This is a genomic window from Achromobacter veterisilvae (assembly GCF_037619525.1).
Classification (GTDB): domain Bacteria; phylum Pseudomonadota; class Gammaproteobacteria; order Burkholderiales; family Burkholderiaceae_B; genus Achromobacter; species Achromobacter veterisilvae.
On record NZ_CP148753.1, the window covers coordinates 1,901,386 to 1,917,067 of the forward strand.

General features: G+C 59.4%; 11 protein-coding genes, 3 rRNA genes and 1 other RNA gene. 11 read left to right on the plus strand and 4 right to left on the minus strand.

Annotated elements, in window-relative coordinates:
• Window positions 1-122: 122 nt before the first annotated feature.
• Window positions 123-1,628, minus strand: coding sequence for a tripartite tricarboxylate transporter permease (locus WHX56_RS08850; RefSeq protein ID WP_129242435.1), 1,506 nt, complete (start codon window positions 1,626-1,628; stop codon window positions 123-125).
• A 13-nt stretch (window positions 1,629-1,641) separates the two neighbouring features.
• Window positions 1,642-2,106: a tripartite tricarboxylate transporter TctB family protein gene (locus WHX56_RS08855; protein WP_129242436.1), complete on the minus strand. Its 465-nt coding sequence runs from the start codon at window positions 2,104-2,106 to the stop codon at window positions 1,642-1,644.
• 475 nt (window positions 2,107-2,581) lie between these two features.
• On the opposite strand from WHX56_RS08855, the gene WHX56_RS08860 reads away from it, so the two are divergent.
• The 4 genes from WHX56_RS08860 to WHX56_RS08875 all read left to right on the plus strand — a co-directional run bounded on the left by WHX56_RS08860 (window position 2,582) and on the right by WHX56_RS08875 (window position 4,409).
• Window positions 2,582-3,028, plus strand: a complete 447-nt coding sequence (locus WHX56_RS08860; RefSeq protein ID WP_165360241.1) for a hypothetical protein — start codon at window positions 2,582-2,584, stop codon at window positions 3,026-3,028.
• On the plus strand, window positions 3,028-3,339 hold the full coding sequence (locus WHX56_RS08865; RefSeq protein WP_338881015.1) for a cell division protein ZapA: 312 nt from the start codon (window positions 3,028-3,030) through the stop codon (window positions 3,337-3,339). The genes WHX56_RS08860 and WHX56_RS08865 overlap by 1 nt, the downstream gene beginning before the upstream one ends.
• Window positions 3,340-3,387: 48 nt before the next feature.
• A non-coding RNA gene (ssrS, locus tag WHX56_RS08870) (6S RNA) lies at window positions 3,388-3,572 on the plus strand.
• A gap of 78 nt (window positions 3,573-3,650) precedes the next feature.
• The gene (locus WHX56_RS08875; RefSeq protein ID WP_287753503.1) at window positions 3,651-4,409 is read left to right on the plus strand and encodes an SIMPL domain-containing protein; all 759 of its coding nucleotides are present in this window, start codon (window positions 3,651-3,653) and stop codon (window positions 4,407-4,409) included.
• On the opposite strand, the gene lgt is transcribed toward WHX56_RS08875, so the two are convergent.
• Window positions 4,384-5,172 carry a prolipoprotein diacylglyceryl transferase gene (lgt, locus tag WHX56_RS08880; RefSeq protein ID WP_287753502.1) on the minus strand — a complete coding sequence of 263 codons (789 nt, stop codon included), beginning with the start codon at window positions 5,170-5,172 and terminating at the stop codon, window positions 4,384-4,386. The two genes, WHX56_RS08875 and lgt, sit on opposite strands and share 26 nt — an antisense overlap.
• Before the next feature lie 77 nt (window positions 5,173-5,249).
• Here lgt and ilvD point away from each other — a divergent pair, with 77 nt between their 5' ends.
• The 3 genes from ilvD (at window position 5,250) to msrA (ending at window position 7,889) form a co-directional block, all read left to right on the plus strand.
• Complete coding sequence (gene ilvD / locus WHX56_RS08885; protein ID WP_129242441.1) at window positions 5,250-6,935, plus strand: dihydroxy-acid dehydratase; 1,686 nt, start codon at window positions 5,250-5,252, stop codon at window positions 6,933-6,935.
• On the plus strand, window positions 6,919-7,254 hold the full coding sequence (locus WHX56_RS08890; protein WP_338881016.1) for a c-type cytochrome: 336 nt from the start codon (window positions 6,919-6,921) through the stop codon (window positions 7,252-7,254). The genes ilvD and WHX56_RS08890 overlap by 17 nt, the downstream gene beginning before the upstream one ends.
• 80 nt (window positions 7,255-7,334) lie before the next feature.
• A complete protein-coding gene (gene msrA / locus WHX56_RS08895; RefSeq protein WP_129242442.1) occupies window positions 7,335-7,889 on the plus strand; it encodes a peptide-methionine (S)-S-oxide reductase MsrA in 555 nt (184 codons plus the stop codon).
• A gap of 104 nt (window positions 7,890-7,993) precedes the next feature.
• On the opposite strand, the gene hppD is transcribed toward msrA, so the two are convergent.
• Window positions 7,994-9,106 carry a 4-hydroxyphenylpyruvate dioxygenase gene (gene hppD, locus WHX56_RS08900; RefSeq protein WP_129242443.1) on the minus strand — a complete coding sequence of 371 codons (1,113 nt, stop codon included), beginning with the start codon at window positions 9,104-9,106 and terminating at the stop codon, window positions 7,994-7,996.
• Between the two features lie 155 nt (window positions 9,107-9,261).
• On the opposite strand from hppD, the gene WHX56_RS08905 reads away from it, so the two are divergent.
• From WHX56_RS08905 to rrf, 4 genes are all read left to right on the plus strand, one after another.
• Entirely contained in the window at window positions 9,262-9,738 is a 477-nt protein-coding gene (locus WHX56_RS08905; RefSeq protein WP_129242444.1) for an Lrp/AsnC family transcriptional regulator, read from the plus strand.
• A gap of 751 nt (window positions 9,739-10,489) precedes the next feature.
• Window positions 10,490-12,020, plus strand: a 16S ribosomal RNA gene (locus WHX56_RS08910).
• A gap of 343 nt (window positions 12,021-12,363) precedes the next feature.
• Window positions 12,364-15,247, plus strand: a 23S ribosomal RNA gene (locus WHX56_RS08915).
• A 202-nt stretch (window positions 15,248-15,449) separates the two neighbouring features.
• Window positions 15,450-15,562: ribosomal RNA gene (gene rrf, locus WHX56_RS08920) — 5S ribosomal RNA — on the plus strand.
• Together the 16S, 23S and 5S rRNA genes form the textbook arrangement of a ribosomal RNA operon.
• Window positions 15,563-15,682: the final 120 nt, after the last annotated feature.

A 15,682-nucleotide genomic window follows, 5' to 3' on the forward strand; every position in this document is an offset into this window, starting at 1 on the left:
GTCAGTCTTGTATTGTATTAATTAGTTTCTTTTGTCTTGGGTGGACAGACCAAAAAAAACCCCCGGACCAGGCCGGGGGTTCTTGGGGGCGGGACCGCCGCCGAGGGGCGGCAAGCCGCGCTTTACTCTTCTTCGACGAAGGTTTCTTCGCGCTTCTTGCGGATGGCGGGCAGCGCCACCAGGATCACGAGGAAGACAGCCACGGCCAGCAGCGAAGCCGACAGCGGACGCGTGACGAAGGTGGTGAAGTCGCCGCGCGACAGCAGCAGGGCACGGCGGAAGTTCTCTTCCATCATGGGGCCCAGGACCAGGCCCAGCAGCAGCGGAGCGCCTTCGCATTTCAGCTTGGACCACACGTAGCCGATGACGCCGAAGATGGCCGTGGTGAAGATGTCGAAGGTGTTGTAGTTCAACGAATACACACCGATCGTGCAGAACACCAGGATCGCCGGGAACAGGATGCGGTAGGGCACCTTCAGCAGCTTGACCCACAGGCCGATCAGCGGCAGGTTCAGCACCACCAGCATCAGGTTGCCGATCCACATCGAGGCGATCAGGCCCCAGAACAGCTCCGGGTGGCTCGTCATGACTTGCGGGCCGGGCTGGATGTTGTGGATGGTCATCGCGCCGACCATCAGCGCCATCACGGCGTTGCCCGGGATGCCGAGCGTCAGCAGCGGGATGAACGAGGTCTGGGCCGCGGCGTTGTTCGCCGATTCCGGACCGGCCAGGCCGGCCGGGTGGCCCTTGCCGAAGCGTTCCGGATTCTTCGAGATCTTCTTTTCCAGCGTGTACGACGCGAACGACGACAGCACGGCGCCACCGCCCGGAAGGATGCCCAGGGCCGAACCCAGGGCCGTGCCGCGGATCACCGCCGGATACGACTCTTTGAATTCCTGCTTGTTGGGATACAGCGAGCCGATCTTGTCGGTGATGTCGACGCGGTTTTCCTTCTGCTCGAGGTTGGTCATGATTTCGGCGAAGCCGAACACGCCCATGGCCACGATGGCGAAGTCGATGCCGTCCTGCAGTTCGGGGATGCCGAAGTCGAAGCGGGCGACGCCCGAGTTCACGTCGGTGCCCACCATGCCCAGCAGCAGGCCCAGCAGGATCATCGCGATCGCCTTGGGCAGCGAGCCCGAGGCCAGCACCACGGCGCCGACCAGGCCCAGGCACATCAGCGAGAAGTATTCGGCGGGGCCGAACTTGAACGCGACTTCAGCCAGCGGGGGCGCGAAGGCGGCCAGCAGCAGCGTGGCCACGCAGCCGGCGAAGAACGAACCCAGGGCGGCGATGGCCAGGGCGGCGCCGGCGCGGCCGTTGCGGGCCATCTGGTGCCCGTCCAGCACGGTCACCACCGCGGACGTTTCCCCTGGCAGCGCCACGAGAATCGCCGTCGTGGAGCCGCCGTACTGGGCGCCGTAGTAAATGCCGGCCAGCATGATCAGGCCGGCCACCGGAGGCAGCACGTACGTGATCGGCAGCAGCATCGCGATGGTCGGGACCGGGCCGATGCCCGGCAGCACGCCGATCAGCGTGCCCAGAATGCAGCCCAGCAGGGCGTAAAGCAGGTTTTCGGGCGTGAACGCCACCGAGAAACCCAACATCAGGTTGTCAAACAATTCCATGACCGGTTGCTCCTTAGTTCATGCCCAGAAAGGACGGCCACAGCGGGAAAATCAGCCCCAGCCCCCTGACGAATGCCAAATACGAGAAGATCACCAGGAAGATGCCGTTGGCGACGGCGACCTTCAGGCTGAACTCGTGGCTGGCCAGGCTGCTGACGACAACCAGGACGAATACCGAGATATAGATGCCCAGCAGTTTGAGGATGAAGCCGTAGAGCACGACCGATCCGACCACCAGGAAAACGATGCGCCAGTCGAACTTGTCGACGTGCGTTTCATGGGCTTTCTTGGACAGCGAGCCAAGCAGCACGATGGCACCCAGCAATGCCAGAACAATGCCTAGCCAGAAAGGAAAATACCCTGGGCCCATCCGTGCGGCAGTACCCATTTGGTAGCTGCTGGCTTGCCAGGCGAATCCCAGTCCAAGGGCGATGAACATCACCCCCGACCAGAAGTCCTGTCGATTGCGTAGCTGCATGATTGGTTGGCTCCTGTTTACAGCATGTAGATAGAAAAAGGTTTGTAGCCGGAAAGGCCCGCCGAAAGGCGGGTGACAGGCACAAAAAAGGCACTTCGGGGTGCCATTTGTTCTTCTGAAAGCGACGGCGTGGTTTCTTGAAAGGGCGAATGGTAATGGACGCCCGGCACGCTGCAAACCCTGTAAGCTCGGTGAAAGCCTGGGGTTTTCCCTAAAATTGGGGAACTCCCGACCCCAAGTTGTAACGGGGCAGGAAGTTTGAGGGCTTTTTGAAAGCTAAGTGAAAGTTTATAGAAAGAAATGCGAAAGCAGGATCGGCCAGATGCGGGATTTCTGCCATCGGATTTTTTTTCGGCGTGGAATCGGGTAAGGTCGCATCCCGAAGCCACAGCCGTAATTCCTACCGAATATTGCCGGGTTTCTCACCTTGCGTGAAGAGGCCCCCTCCAACCCAGGATGGTTTACGATAGCGCCCATGCTGCAAGATCTAGACCAACTCGCTGCCCGCATCGGGCAACTGGTGCAACGCACCCGCCAACTCCACGCAGAGCGTGACGCGTTGCGCGCCCGTCTGAACGAAACCGAAGCTGAGCAGCGCGTGCTGAAGCAGCGCGCCGCCGAGCGCGAGGCCGAGATCGTCACGCTGCAAAGCAAGCTTCAGGAACACGACGGGGCCGTCAGCGCCATGCTCGAGCAGGCCCAGCAGGCCGAAGTCGCGCTGCGCGAACAACTGGCCCGCGAAACCGCCGAGCGCCATTCGCTCGAATCGCGTTTCTCCGCAAGGGAAACCGAATTGCAGGGCAACCTGCACACCCGCGACACCGAACTACAGCGCTTGCGCGTGGCCGCCGCTTCGGCCCGCGAGCGCATCGACGCCGTGCTGGCCCGCTTGCCGGGCGCGCCGTCTGGAGAGCAACACTGATGGAACGCGTAGATGTAACGATACTGGGGCGCGACTATTCCCTGGCGTGCTCCGTGGAAGAGAAGCCGACCTTGGTGGCCGCCGTGCGCCACGTGGACCAGTTGATGCTGCGCATCCAGGGCACGGGCAAGGTTTCGAGCAACGAACGCATCGCCGTGATGGCCGCATTGCAGATCGCGGGCGAACTGCTTGCGATGAAAGCGCCCGACGGTCCCTTGGGCGGTTTGGCGGTCGGCGACTTCAAGCGTAGAATCGAGGACATGAACGCAGCACTCGATGACGCCTTGTCGGGTCAGGAAAAGCTGCTCTAACAGTTCATCAGGCTGTAGTTCATCAAGCTGTAGTCAAGATTTTTCAGTTTGTCCCTGCCGTGTTCGTGACTAGGCCATACATTCTCTGAACCTATGTCTTATGGCATATTGGTTGCGGGAGTGCAGAGCTGGAGTGATCGTCTCCTGTAGACGAACCCGACGCTCTACGGAACGCGACCACCTTGAACCTCAGGGTTCGAGATGCCGGCCTTGACGGCACAGGCGGGGCATCTATCCCAGCGGACCTGCCCTGAGCGCAGGTCCGCGCCGGGCGCCTCCCTCCCCATCGTCCTCCCTCCTAGGACCCGTCCATGTTCAAACACCCCGTTTTTTCGCTGACCAGACTCGGTGCGGCGTGCGCAGCCGTGGCCGCTCTAGCCGCCGTGCAGCCCGCCTACGCGCAGGCGCAAGCGCCCGCCGCCGCGGAAACCGCCGCGAGCCGCGCTCCCGAGCTGTCGCTGCAGGCCACCGCGTCTTCCGAGGTCAAGCAGGACACTGTCCGCATCTCGCTGTCCGCCGAAGTCGACGCGCCGGATCAGCCCGGCGCCGGCAAGAAGCTGAGCGCCGCGCTGGACGACGTGGTCAAGCGCGCGCGCGACGTCAAGGGCGTGGAAGTGCGGACGGGCGGCTACAACGTGTGGCCCAATACCAGCAGCAAAGGCAAGATCGCGTCCTGGCGCGGCCATGGCGAAGTGATCCTGGAATCCAAGGACTTCGAAGCGGCCGCCGCCCTGGCGTCCAAACTGTCGGACAAGACCGCCATCTCCAATATCGGCTTCCTGTTGTCGCGCGAGGCGCGCGAGGCCGAAGAGCGCAAGCTGCTCAAAGAGGCCGCGCAAGCCTTCAAGGACCGCGCGCTGGCGGCCGCCAATGCCTTCGGCTTTTCCGGCTATCGCCTGAGCAAGCTGGAACTCGGCGGTTCCGGCGGTTCGGGGCCGGCGCCCATGCCCCGCATGCTGGGGGCGGCCATGGCCAAGGACGCCTCCGCCGGCTATAGCCCGGACGTCCCGCTGGAAGCGGGAGAGGTCACGGTCAGCATCGCGGTCAACGGGACGATCGTTTTGCAGTAACGCTGAACATGATGGCGCCCAGGGCGACCATCGGCAGGGACAGCCACTGTCCCATGCTCAATCCGCCCGCGAGCAGGCCCAGGAAATTGTCCGGCTCGCGGGTGAACTCCACCAGGAAGCGGAACGTCCCGTAGCCCATCAGGAACAGCGCGCTTACCTGGCCGAGCGGACGCGGTTTGCTCGAAAACCACCACAGCAGCAAGAAAAGCACGATGCCTTCCAGGCCCAGCTCATAGAGCTGCGACGGATGCCGCGGCAGGCCGTCGCCGCTGTCCGGGAAGACCATGGCCCAGGGCACGTCCGTGGGCCGGCCCCAGAGTTCCCCATTGATGAAGTTGCCCAGGCGGCCGAAGCCCAGCCCCAGCGGGATCAGCGGCGCGATGAAATCGCTGACCGCGAAAAAGGGCAGTTTCTTCTTGCGCGCGAACAGCAGCATCACCAGGATCACGCCGATCAGGCCGCCGTGGAACGACATGCCGCCCTGCCACAGATACAGCACCTCGACAGGATGGGACAGGTAGTACGACGGCTTGTAGAACAGCACATAGCCCAGCCGCCCGCCCAGCACCACGCCCAGCACGCTGTAGAAGATGAGGTCTTCCAGGTCCCGCACGTTCAGCGACGTCGTGTGGCCGCTGGTGATGCGCCGGCGGCCCAGCAGGTACACCAGCGCGAAGCCCACCAGGTACATCAGCCCGTACCAATGAATGGCAAGCGGCCCGATCTGCAGGGCGACGGGGTCGAATTTTGGATATTGCAGCATGGTCTGCCCGACACAATGAAGTTGAATGATAATAACCGGCAAGCCCGCGTCCCGATGGCCGACAGGAGACACAGACCATGCCGCACAACGAACGTTCCCGCCACATCACCCAAGGCGTCGCGCGCGCGCCCAATCGCGCCATGTACTACGCACTGGGCTACCAGGAAGCCGATTTCGACAACCCCATGATCGGCGTGGCCAACGGCCACTCGACCATCACGCCCTGCAACAGCGGCCTGCAACGGCTGGCCGACGCGGCCATCGACGCCATCCGCGCCTCCCGCGCGAATCCCCAGGTGTTCGGCACGCCCACGATTTCCGATGGCATGTCCATGGGCACCGAGGGCATGAAGTACTCGCTGGTGTCGCGCGAGGTCATCGCGGACTGCATCGAGACCGCGGCGCAGGGCCAGTGGATGGACGGCGTGGTGGTCATCGGCGGCTGCGACAAGAACATGCCGGGCGGCATGATCGCGCTGGCGCGCACCAACGTGCCGGGCATCTATGTCTACGGGGGCACGATCAAGCCCGGCCACTACAAGGGCAACGATCTCACCATCGTCTCGGTCTTCGAGGCCGTGGGCGAATACACGATGGGCCGCATGCCCGAAGCGGATTTCAAGCAGATAGAGAAATGCGCGATCCCCGGATCGGGCTCCTGTGGCGGGATGTACACCGCCAACACCATGAGTTCCGCTTTCGAGGCCATGGGCATGAGCCTGCCGTATTCCAGCACGATGGCCAACGAAGACGAGGAAAAAGTCGCCTCCGCGGCGGAATCGGCGCGCGTGCTGGTCGAGGCGGTCAGGCGCAATCTGCGCCCGCGCGACATCATCACGCGCGAGTCCATCGAAAACGCCGTGTCCGTCATCATGGCCACCGGGGGATCCACCAACGCCGTGCTGCATTTTCTTGCGATCGCGCACGCCGCCGAAGTGCCCTGGACCATCGACGACTTCGAGCGCATCCGCAAGCGCGTTCCGGTATTGTGCGACCTGAAGCCGTCCGGCAAGTACGTCGCCACCGACCTGCACCGGGCCGGCGGCATTCCGCAGGTCATGAAGCTGTTGCTCAACGCGGGCCTGCTGCACGGAGACTGCATCACGATCACCGGCAAGACCATCGCCGAAACCTTGGCCGATGTGCCGGACGCGCCGCGCGCGGACCAGGACGTCATCATGCCGCTGGACCGCGCGCTGTATCCGCAGGGCCACCTGGCCATCCTCAAAGGCAACCTGTCGCCCGAAGGGTGCGTGGCCAAGATCACGGGGCTGAAGAACCCCGTCATCACTGGTCCTGCGCGCGTCTTCGATTCCGAGGATGACGCCATGACGGCCATCATGGCCCGCGAGATCCGGGACGGCGACATCGTGGTCATCCGCTACGAAGGCCCCAAGGGCGGCCCGGGCATGCGCGAAATGCTGGCGCCCACCTCGGCGCTGGTCGGGCAGGGCCTGGGCGAAACGGTCGGGCTCATCACCGACGGGCGCTTCTCCGGCGGCACCTGGGGCATGGTGGTGGGCCACGTCGCGCCGGAGGCATTCGTCGGCGGTCCCATCGCGCTGATCCAGGAGGGCGATTCGGTTACCATCGATGCCCACAGGCTGCTGCTGCAGCTCAATATCAGCGACGAAGAAATGGCGGCTCGTCGCCAGGCCTGGGTTCAGCCCAAGCCGCGTTATACACGCGGTGTGCTTGCCAAGTTCGGCAAGCTCGCCAGCACCGCGAGCCGTGGGGCCGTAACCGATGCATTTGAAGAGTAGTCTGTTGTTGGCCGCCGCTTGCGCCCTGGGCGCGGGCGCGGCGCATGCGCAAACCACCGGCCTGGACCTTGCCAAGAACAAGGCCTGTATGGCCTGCCACCAGGTCGAGGCCAGGCGCGTGGGCCCGCCACTGAAAAGCGTGGCCGAACGTTACGCGGGGCAGGGCGACGCCATGGTGGATTACCTGGCGGGCAAGATCCGGGGCGGCGGCCGGGGCGCCTGGGGCGCCGTTCCGATGCCCGCCCAGACGCAGGTCAGCCAGGAAGACGCCCGCTCGCTGGCGGAATGGATCCTGTCGCTGGCGCCGCCCAAGCAGTAGTCTTGCCGGCAGCGCTTCGCGCATGAAACCCGGGCGCTGGCCGCCATCGGCGGCCGCCCATCTAGAAAGAAGGAATCGTCATGGCAGAACAACCCTCCCCAGGCAATGAGGTCGCCGTACTCGGCGGCGGCTGCTTCTGGTGCGTCGAAGCGGTGTTCACCGATCTGCGCGGTGTGAAGAGCGTGCTGCCCGGCTACAGCGGCGGCCACGTGGACAATCCCAGCTACGAGCAGGTGTGCGGCAAGGATACCGGCCACATCGAGGTCGCCCGCGTTGAATTCGATCCGGCCGAGCTGTCCTACGGCGACTTGCTGCGCGTGTTCTTCGCGACCCACGATCCGACCACGCCGGGGCGGCAGGGCAACGACATCGGTCCGCAATATGAATCCGCCATCTTCTGGCAGGACGAGGCCCAGCGCGAACAGGCGCAAGCCGTCATCGCGGAGGTCGAGGCGCAGAAGGTCTACGACGCGCCCATCGTGACCAGGCTGCTGGCGCCCGCCAGGTTCTGGCAGGCCGAGGACTACCACCGCGATTACTTCGCGCTGCATCCCGAGCAGGGCTATTGCCAATTCGTGATCGCGCCCAAGGTCGCCAAGTTCCGCAAGCAGTTCCAGGACCGGCTGAAGAAATAGGAAATAGGCAAAAAAAAACCTCACCGAGGTGAGGTTTCAAGGCCGGCGCCGGTGCGCGAGCACCGGTGGCCTGGCCGGGGAAGGAAGCGGCCGGGGGCGGGCGTTCAGTCGACCGACTTGACCACGCCGCGGCGCATCTGGTCCAGTTCGATCGATTCGAACAACGCCTTGAAATTGCCTTCGCCGAAACCGTCATTGCCCTTGCGCTGGATGATCTCGAAGAAGATCGGGCCGATCTGGTTTTCGGTGAAGATCTGCAGCAGCAGGCCGCCGCCGGGGGCGCCGTCCAGCAGGATGCGGTTCTTCTGCAGGCGCGCCACGTCCTCGCCGTGGTTGGGCAGGCGGCGGTCCAGCAGTTCGTAATAGGTATCGGGCGTGTCCAGGAACACGACGCCATTCGCGCGCAGCGCTTCGATGGTGCCGTAGATGTCTTCCGTGGACATGGCGATGTGCTGGATGCCTTCGCCGCGGTACAGGTCCAGGTATTCCTGGATCTGGCCCTTCTCTTCCGTGCCTTCTTCGTTGATCGGAATGCGGATATTGCCGCAGGGCGATGTCATGGCCTTGGACTTCACGCCCGTCACCTTGCCCTCGATATCGAAATAGCGCACTTCGCGGAAGTTGAAGAGGCGCTCGTAGAACTCGGCCCATTCGGCCATGCGGCCCTTGTGCACGTTGTGGGTCAGGTGGTCCACCAGGGTCAGGCCGGCGCCGCGGTGGTTCAGGTCCGCTTGCGCGTTCGCCGGGTCCACGGGGACGAAGTCCACGTCATAGATGCTGATGTCGCCGATGCCGCCGTGGCCGTCCTTGCCGGACCAGCGGTCCACCAGGTAGATCAGCGAATCGCCGATGCCCTTGATGGCGGGGATGTTCAGCTCCATCGGGCCGCTGTGCGAATCGAAGCCCCAGGCGCCCAGTTCCAGCGCGCGCTTGTACGCGGCATTGGCGTCCTGCACGCGAAAGCCGATCGCACAGATCGAGGGGCCGTGCAGGCGGGCGAAGCGCTGGGCGAAGGAATCCGGCTCGGCGTTGATCAGGAAGTTCACGCCGCCCTGGCGATACAGCGTCACGTCCTTGTGGCGATGTTTGGCAATGGCCTTGAAGCCCAGCAGCTCGAACACCTTGCGCAGCGCGACGGGGTCCGGCGCCGCGTATTCAATGAATTCGAACCCGGCGGTGCCCATCGGGTTGTCCCAGGGTTGGAAAGCGCTGCTCATAAGTCTGCTCCCTTGCATCGTTTTAAGGATGACCTGTTTTTCAAGTCTAGACGGAGATTGTAGGTAGGAAGGGCGGGCAGACAATTGCAAACATGCCGCGAAAGGCGGCGGTCTGAGCAATAATATTGCCGTATATGAAAAACCAAGGGCCAAAAATGTCTGACATCGAGCTGGATCGGACAGATCTAAGGATCCTGGCGGAACTGCAGCGCGACGGACGGCTGAGCAACCAGGAGCTGGCGGACCGCGTCTCGCTGTCTCCCAGTCCGTGCCTGCGCCGGGTGCGGCGGCTGGAAGAGAAGGGTTTCATAAAGAAGTACGTGGCGCTGATCGATGCCGAGAAGGTCGGCCTGGGGCTGCTGGCCTATGTGAGCATCCGCCTCAATAAGCACAGCGGCTCCAGCCATGCTCCCATCAGCGACTTCGCGCGCGACGTGCAGTTGTGGCCCGAAGTCGTCGAGTGCTACGCCATGTCCGGAGACATGGACTATCTGCTGCGGATCCAGGTGGCGGACCTGGCGCACTTTTCGCGCTTCGCGATGGACACGCTCATGCGCCACCCTACCGTGGTCGACATGAAATCCTTCTTTGCGCTCCAGCAGATCAAGGAAACGACCGAGCTGCGCATCTGACCCGGCCCGCCGGGGCCGGTCGGCGCTTTGGGCCGCCCGCCAGGTTTCCGCCCTGGCTTCTATATAGGGGAGCGGGCGGCCGGATCCGACTAGCTTGGGGTCGGTCCCCAGAAAAATTCACTTTTCTGCAAAATAGGTGTCATGCTGGCGACACACGTTTAAATTCTGTGCTATAGTCTCGCTCCTTCGCAGTTCAAACAGTTTGTTGGGCAGCGAAGGCAGGAAAGCAAGGAATGAGTTCGGTGGCCGCGATGCGGTGGCTGGCACATGACAGGTCTGGCGGGGCGGCAGGATGGGCCCGTAAGATCGCTGCAAAACGAGCGGGCAGGCGTTTTGCGGTTTTGCAAGATAGGATGCAAATTAGGCAGAAGCCAGTTGCATAATCTGCAAAAGTTGTGTTATAGTTTCAGGCTTGGCAGTTACCGAAAACTTAGGGTTAACCCTGATATTTCGATAGGTGCTAAATGCCACGGCAAGCGCAGCGAAAGCGCCGGGCCAGTCGGCAGGCAGTGCAGGATTTAGCAGTACCGCTCTTTAACAATTAAACAACCGATAAGTGTGGGCGCTTGATGCGGGTGCGGTGATGGGTTGAGATTTAAACCTCAGCTTTATCGCAAGCACAATGAAATCAAGTGCTCACTAGAAGTGAAGTACCTTAGATGTCAAGTCTAAGCACATACCTCACTTCCTTTGAGTAGCGACGTATGGCTCGACCTTTCGGGGTTAAGAAATACGAACAAATACAGAGATTAAACTGAAGAGTTTGATCCTGGCTCAGATTGAACGCTAGCGGGATGCCTTACACATGCAAGTCGAACGGCAGCACGGACTTCGGTCTGGTGGCGAGTGGCGAACGGGTGAGTAATGTATCGGAACGTGCCCAGTAGCGGGGGATAACTACGCGAAAGCGTGGCTAATACCGCATACGCCCTACGGGGGAAAGCAGGGGATCGCAAGACCTTGCACTATTGGAGCGGCCGATATCGGATTAGTTAGTTGGTGGGGTAACGGCTCACCAAGGCGACGATCCGTAGCTGGTTTGAGAGGACGACCAGCCACACTGGGACTGAGACACGGCCCAGACTCCTACGGGAGGCAGCAGTGGGGAATTTTGGACAATGGGGGAAACCCTGATCCAGCCATCCCGCGTGTGCGATGAAGGCCTTCGGGTTGTAAAGCACTTTTGGCAGGAAAGAAACGTCGCGGGTTAATACCCCGCGGAACTGACGGTACCTGCAGAATAAGCACCGGCTAACTACGTGCCAGCAGCCGCGGTAATACGTAGGGTGCAAGCGTTAATCGGAATTACTGGGCGTAAAGCGTGCGCAGGCGGTTCGGAAAGAAAGATGTGAAATCCCAGAGCTTAACTTTGGAACTGCATTTTTAACTACCGGGCTAGAGTGTGTCAGAGGGAGGTGGAATTCCGCGTGTAGCAGTGAAATGCGTAGATATGCGGAGGAACACCGATGGCGAAGGCAGCCTCCTGGGATAACACTGACGCTCATGCACGAAAGCGTGGGGAGCAAACAGGATTAGATACCCTGGTAGTCCACGCCCTAAACGATGTCAACTAGCTGTTGGGGCCTTCGGGCCTTGGTAGCGCAGCTAACGCGTGAAGTTGACCGCCTGGGGAGTACGGTCGCAAGATTAAAACTCAAAGGAATTGACGGGGACCCGCACAAGCGGTGGATGATGTGGATTAATTCGATGCAACGCGAAAAACCTTACCTACCCTTGACATGTCTGGAATCCTGAAGAGATTTAGGAGTGCTCGCAAGAGAACCGGAACACAGGTGCTGCATGGCTGTCGTCAGCTCGTGTCGTGAGATGTTGGGTTAAGTCCCGCAACGAGCGCAACCCTTGTCATTAGTTGCTACGAAAGGGCACTCTAATGAGACTGCCGGTGACAAACCGGAGGAAGGTGGGGATGACGTCAAGTCCTCATGGCCCTTATGGGTAGGGCTTCACACGTCATACAATGGTCGGGACAGAGGGTCGCCAACCCGCGAGGGGGAGCCAATCCCAGAAACCCGATCGTAGTCCGGATCGCAGTCTGCAACTCGACTGCGTGAAGTCGGAATCGCTAGTAATCGCGGATCAGCATGTCGCGGTGAATACGTTCCCGGGTCTTGTACACACCGCCCGTCACACCATGGGAGTGGGTTTTACCAGAAGTAGTTAGCCTAACCGCAAGGAGGGCGATTACCACGGTAGGATTCATGACTGGGGTGAAGTCGTAACAAGGTAGCCGTATCGGAAGGTGCGGCTGGATCACCTCCTTTCAGAGCTCAAGTGCTCGTGTTAAGCGTCCACTCTTATCGGTTGTTTGATGTAGCTGGAATCAGGTTTACCTGGTGCAGCGTAGAAACTAACTCATAGCACTGCTTGCAGTGCTATGAGTTGGGTTTTACCCAACAGCTATATTCGTTCTTTAACAATCTGGAAGAAGCACAACGAAATGTACTTATCAAGTACTCGGCGCAAGTCGAAGAAGATGAGTACGGGTTGTGATTGCATTAATTTTGTTCCAAGTTCTCAAGACTGGGGTGAAAGCCTCAGACTGCTTTGAAACTTATGAACGGCACAAACGCTAATACTCAGGTCCTATAGCCTACAGCGTTATAGGATCAAGCGACTAAGTGCATATGGTGGATGCCTTGGCGATCACAGGCGATGAAGGACGTAGTAGCCTGCGAAAAGCTGCGGGGAGCTGGCAAACAAGCTTTGATCCGCAGATATCCGAATGGGGAAACCCACCGCAGCAATGCGGTATCCCTGACTGAATACATAGGTCAGTGGAAGCGAACCGGGTGAACTGAAACATCTCAGTAGCTCGAGGAAAAGAAATCAACCGAGATTCCGAAAGTAGTGGCGAGCGAAATCGGAAGAGCCTTTACGTTTTAGCATGCAAGATAGTCGAACGGGATGGAAAGCCCGGCCGTAGCAGGTGATAGCCCTGTAGATGAAATCTTGTGTGTGGAACTAAGCGTAAGACAAGTAGGGCGGGACACGTGAAATCCTGTTTGAAGATGGGGGGACCATCCTCCAAGGCTAAATACTCGTGATCGACCGATAGTGAACCAGTACCGTGAGGGAAAGGCGAAAAGAACCCCGGAAGGGGAGTGAAATAGATCCTGAAACCGTATGCATACAAACAGTAGGAGCCTCCTTGTGGGGTGACTGCGTACCTTTTGTATAATGGGTCAGCGACTTACATTCAGTGGCAAGGTTAACCGAATAGGGAAGCCGTAGCGAAAGCGAGTCCGAATAGGGCGATTTTAGTCGCTGGGTGTAGACCCGAAACCAGATGATCTATCCATGGCCAGGTTGAAGGCACGGTAACACGTGCTGGAGGACCGAACCCACTAATGTTGAAAAATTAGGGGATGAGCTGTGGATAGGGGTGAAAGGCTAAACAAATCTGGAAATAGCTGGTTCTCTCCGAAAACTATTTAGGTAGTGCCTCAAGTATTACTGCGGGGGGTAGAGCACTGTTATAGCTAGGGGGTCATGGCGACTTACCAAACTATGGCAAACTCCGAATACCCGCAAGTACAGCTTGGGAGACAGAGCACCGGGTGCTAACGTCCGGACTCAAGAGGGAAACAACCCAGACCGCCAGCTAAGGTCCCGAATTATCGCTAAGTGGGAAACGAAGTGGGAAGGCATAGACAGTCAGGAGGTTGGCTTAGAAGCAGCCATCCTTTAAAGAAAGCGTAATAGCTCACTGATCGAGTCGTCCTGCGCGGAAGATGTAACGGGGCTAAGCGATAAACCGAAGCTGCGGGTGTGCACTTTGTGCACGCGGTAGGAGAGCGTTCTGTAAGCCTGCGAAGGTGGCTTGTAAAGGCTGCTGGAGGTATCAGAAGTGCGAATGCTGACATGAGTAGCGATAAAGGGGGTGAAAAGCCCCCTCGCCGTAAGTCCAAGGTTTCCTGCGCAACGTTCATCGGCGCAGGGTGAGTCGGCCCCTAAGGCGAGGCAGAGATGCGTAGCTGATGGGAAGCTGGTTAATATTCCAGCACCGTCGTACAGTGCGATGGGGGGACGGATTGCGGAAGATCATCAGGGTGTTGGATGTCCCTGTTGCTGCATCGAAGATGGCGCTTAGGCAAATCCGGGCGCGTAAATCAAGGGTGTGGCACGAGCGAGCATGGCTTGCGAAGTGATTGGAAGTGGTTCCAAGAAAAGCCTCTAAGCTTCAGCTGTACGAGACCGTACCGCAAACCGACACAGGTGGACGGGATGAATATTCCAAGGCGCTTGAGAGAACTCAGGAGAAGGAACTCGGCAAATTGATACCGTAACTTCGGGAGAAGGTATACCCCGGTAGTGTGATGCGCCTGCGCGCTGAGCATGATGGGGTCGCAGAGAATCGGTGGCTGCGACTGTTTATTAAAAACACAGCACTCTGCAAAGACGAAAGTCGACGTATAGGGTGTGACGCCTGCCCGGTGCCGGAAGGTTAAGTGATGGGGTGCAAGCTCTTGATCGAAGCCCCGGTAAACGGCGGCCGTAACTATAACGGTCCTAAGGTAGCGAAATTCCTTGTCGGGTAAGTTCCGACCTGCACGAATGGCGTAACGATGGCCACACTGTCTCCTCCTGAGACTCAGCGAAGTTGAAGTGTTTGTGATGATGCAATCTACCCGCGGCTAGACGGAAAGACCCCATGAACCTTTACTGTAGCTTTGCATTGATCTGTGAACCGGCCTGTGTAGGATAGGTGGGAGGCTTTGAAGCGTGGTCGCTAGATCGCGTGGAGCCAACCTTGAAATACCACCCTGGTTTGTTTGCGGTTCTAACCTTGGTCCGTTATCCGGATCGGGGACAGTGCATGGTGGGCAGTTTGACTGGGGCGGTCTCCTCCCAAAGTGTAACGGAGGAGTTCGAAGGTACGCTAGGTACGGTCGGAAATCGTGCTGATAGTGCAATGGCATAAGCGTGCTTGACTGTGAGACTGACAAGTCGAACAGGTGCGAAAGCAGGACATAGTGATCCGGTGGTTCTGAATGGAAGGGCCATCGCTCAACGGATAAAAGGTACTCTGGGGATAACAGGCTGATACCGCCCAAGAGTTCATATCGACGGCGGTGTTTGGCACCTCGATGTCGGCTCATCTCATCCTGGGGCTGTAGCCGGTCCCAAGGGTATGGCTGTTCGCCATTTAAAGAGGTACGTGAGCTGGGTTTAAAACGTCGTGAGACAGTTTGGTCCCTATCTGCCGTGGGCGTTGGATACTTGACGGAGCCTGCTCCTAGTACGAGAGGACCGGAGTGGACGTACCTCTGGTGTACCGGTTGTCATGCCAATGGCATTGCCGGGTAGCTAAGTACGGAAGAGATAACCGCTGAAGGCATCTAAGCGGGAAACTCGTCTGAAGATAAGGTATCCCGGGGACTTGATCCCCCTGAAGGGTCGTTCGAGACCAGGACGTTGATAGGTCGGGTGTGGAAGCGCAGTAATGCGTTAAGCTAACCGATACTAATTGCCCGTGAGGCTTGATCCTATAACACTGATGGTTATTGACCTGGTGATGTAGCGTTCCAAGTGTCGTTCAAATCAAAATCTGGCTGCACCGTCGGCAGCCAGCCAACATCAATTACACCCCCTTCGTGCGTGACCATCGAGTTCGACTCTGGTCACCACGCGTTGTGTTTCTTCCCAGATTGGAGCGGCTGCGCTTACGCGCGGCAGCTCAACCAGTTACGCCTGACGACCATAGCGAGTTGGTCCCACTCCTTCCCATCCCGAACAGGACAGTGAAACGACTTTGCGCCGATGATAGTGGACGGACGTCTGTGAAAGTAGGTCATCGTCAGGCTTTTATTCTGCAAAACCCCACAGGTGAGCCTGTGGGGTTTTGTCTTCTAGTGAGAAGGTATGCACAGCTTGTCGTAGCGCTGGAGAGATCCGGTAAACGGCAGGGTTGCACGATAGGATG

What these genes read in the sequence shown, in the direction of transcription:
- WHX56_RS08905 (WP_129242444.1), top strand. Translation starts at nt 9,262, where the DNA reads ATGTCTGACATCGAGCTGGATCGGACAGATCTAAGGATCCTGGCGGAA.
- WHX56_RS08865 (WP_338881015.1), top strand. Translation starts at nt 3,028, where the DNA reads ATGGAACGCGTAGATGTAACGATACTGGGGCGCGACTATTCCCTGGCG.
- WHX56_RS08855 (WP_129242436.1), bottom strand. Translation starts at nt 2,106, where the DNA reads ATGCAGCTACGCAATCGACAGGACTTCTGGTCGGGGGTGATGTTCATC.
- WHX56_RS08875 (WP_287753503.1), top strand. Translation starts at nt 3,651, where the DNA reads ATGTTCAAACACCCCGTTTTTTCGCTGACCAGACTCGGTGCGGCGTGC.
- msrA (WP_129242442.1), top strand. Translation starts at nt 7,335, where the DNA reads ATGGCAGAACAACCCTCCCCAGGCAATGAGGTCGCCGTACTCGGCGGC.
- ilvD (WP_129242441.1), top strand. Translation starts at nt 5,250, where the DNA reads ATGCCGCACAACGAACGTTCCCGCCACATCACCCAAGGCGTCGCGCGC.
- WHX56_RS08860 (WP_165360241.1), top strand. Translation starts at nt 2,582, where the DNA reads ATGCTGCAAGATCTAGACCAACTCGCTGCCCGCATCGGGCAACTGGTG.
- hppD (WP_129242443.1), bottom strand. Translation starts at nt 9,106, where the DNA reads ATGAGCAGCGCTTTCCAACCCTGGGACAACCCGATGGGCACCGCCGGG.
- lgt (WP_287753502.1), bottom strand. Translation starts at nt 5,172, where the DNA reads ATGCTGCAATATCCAAAATTCGACCCCGTCGCCCTGCAGATCGGGCCG.
- WHX56_RS08850 (WP_129242435.1), bottom strand. Translation starts at nt 1,628, where the DNA reads ATGGAATTGTTTGACAACCTGATGTTGGGTTTCTCGGTGGCGTTCACG.
- WHX56_RS08890 (WP_338881016.1), top strand. Translation starts at nt 6,919, where the DNA reads ATGCATTTGAAGAGTAGTCTGTTGTTGGCCGCCGCTTGCGCCCTGGGC.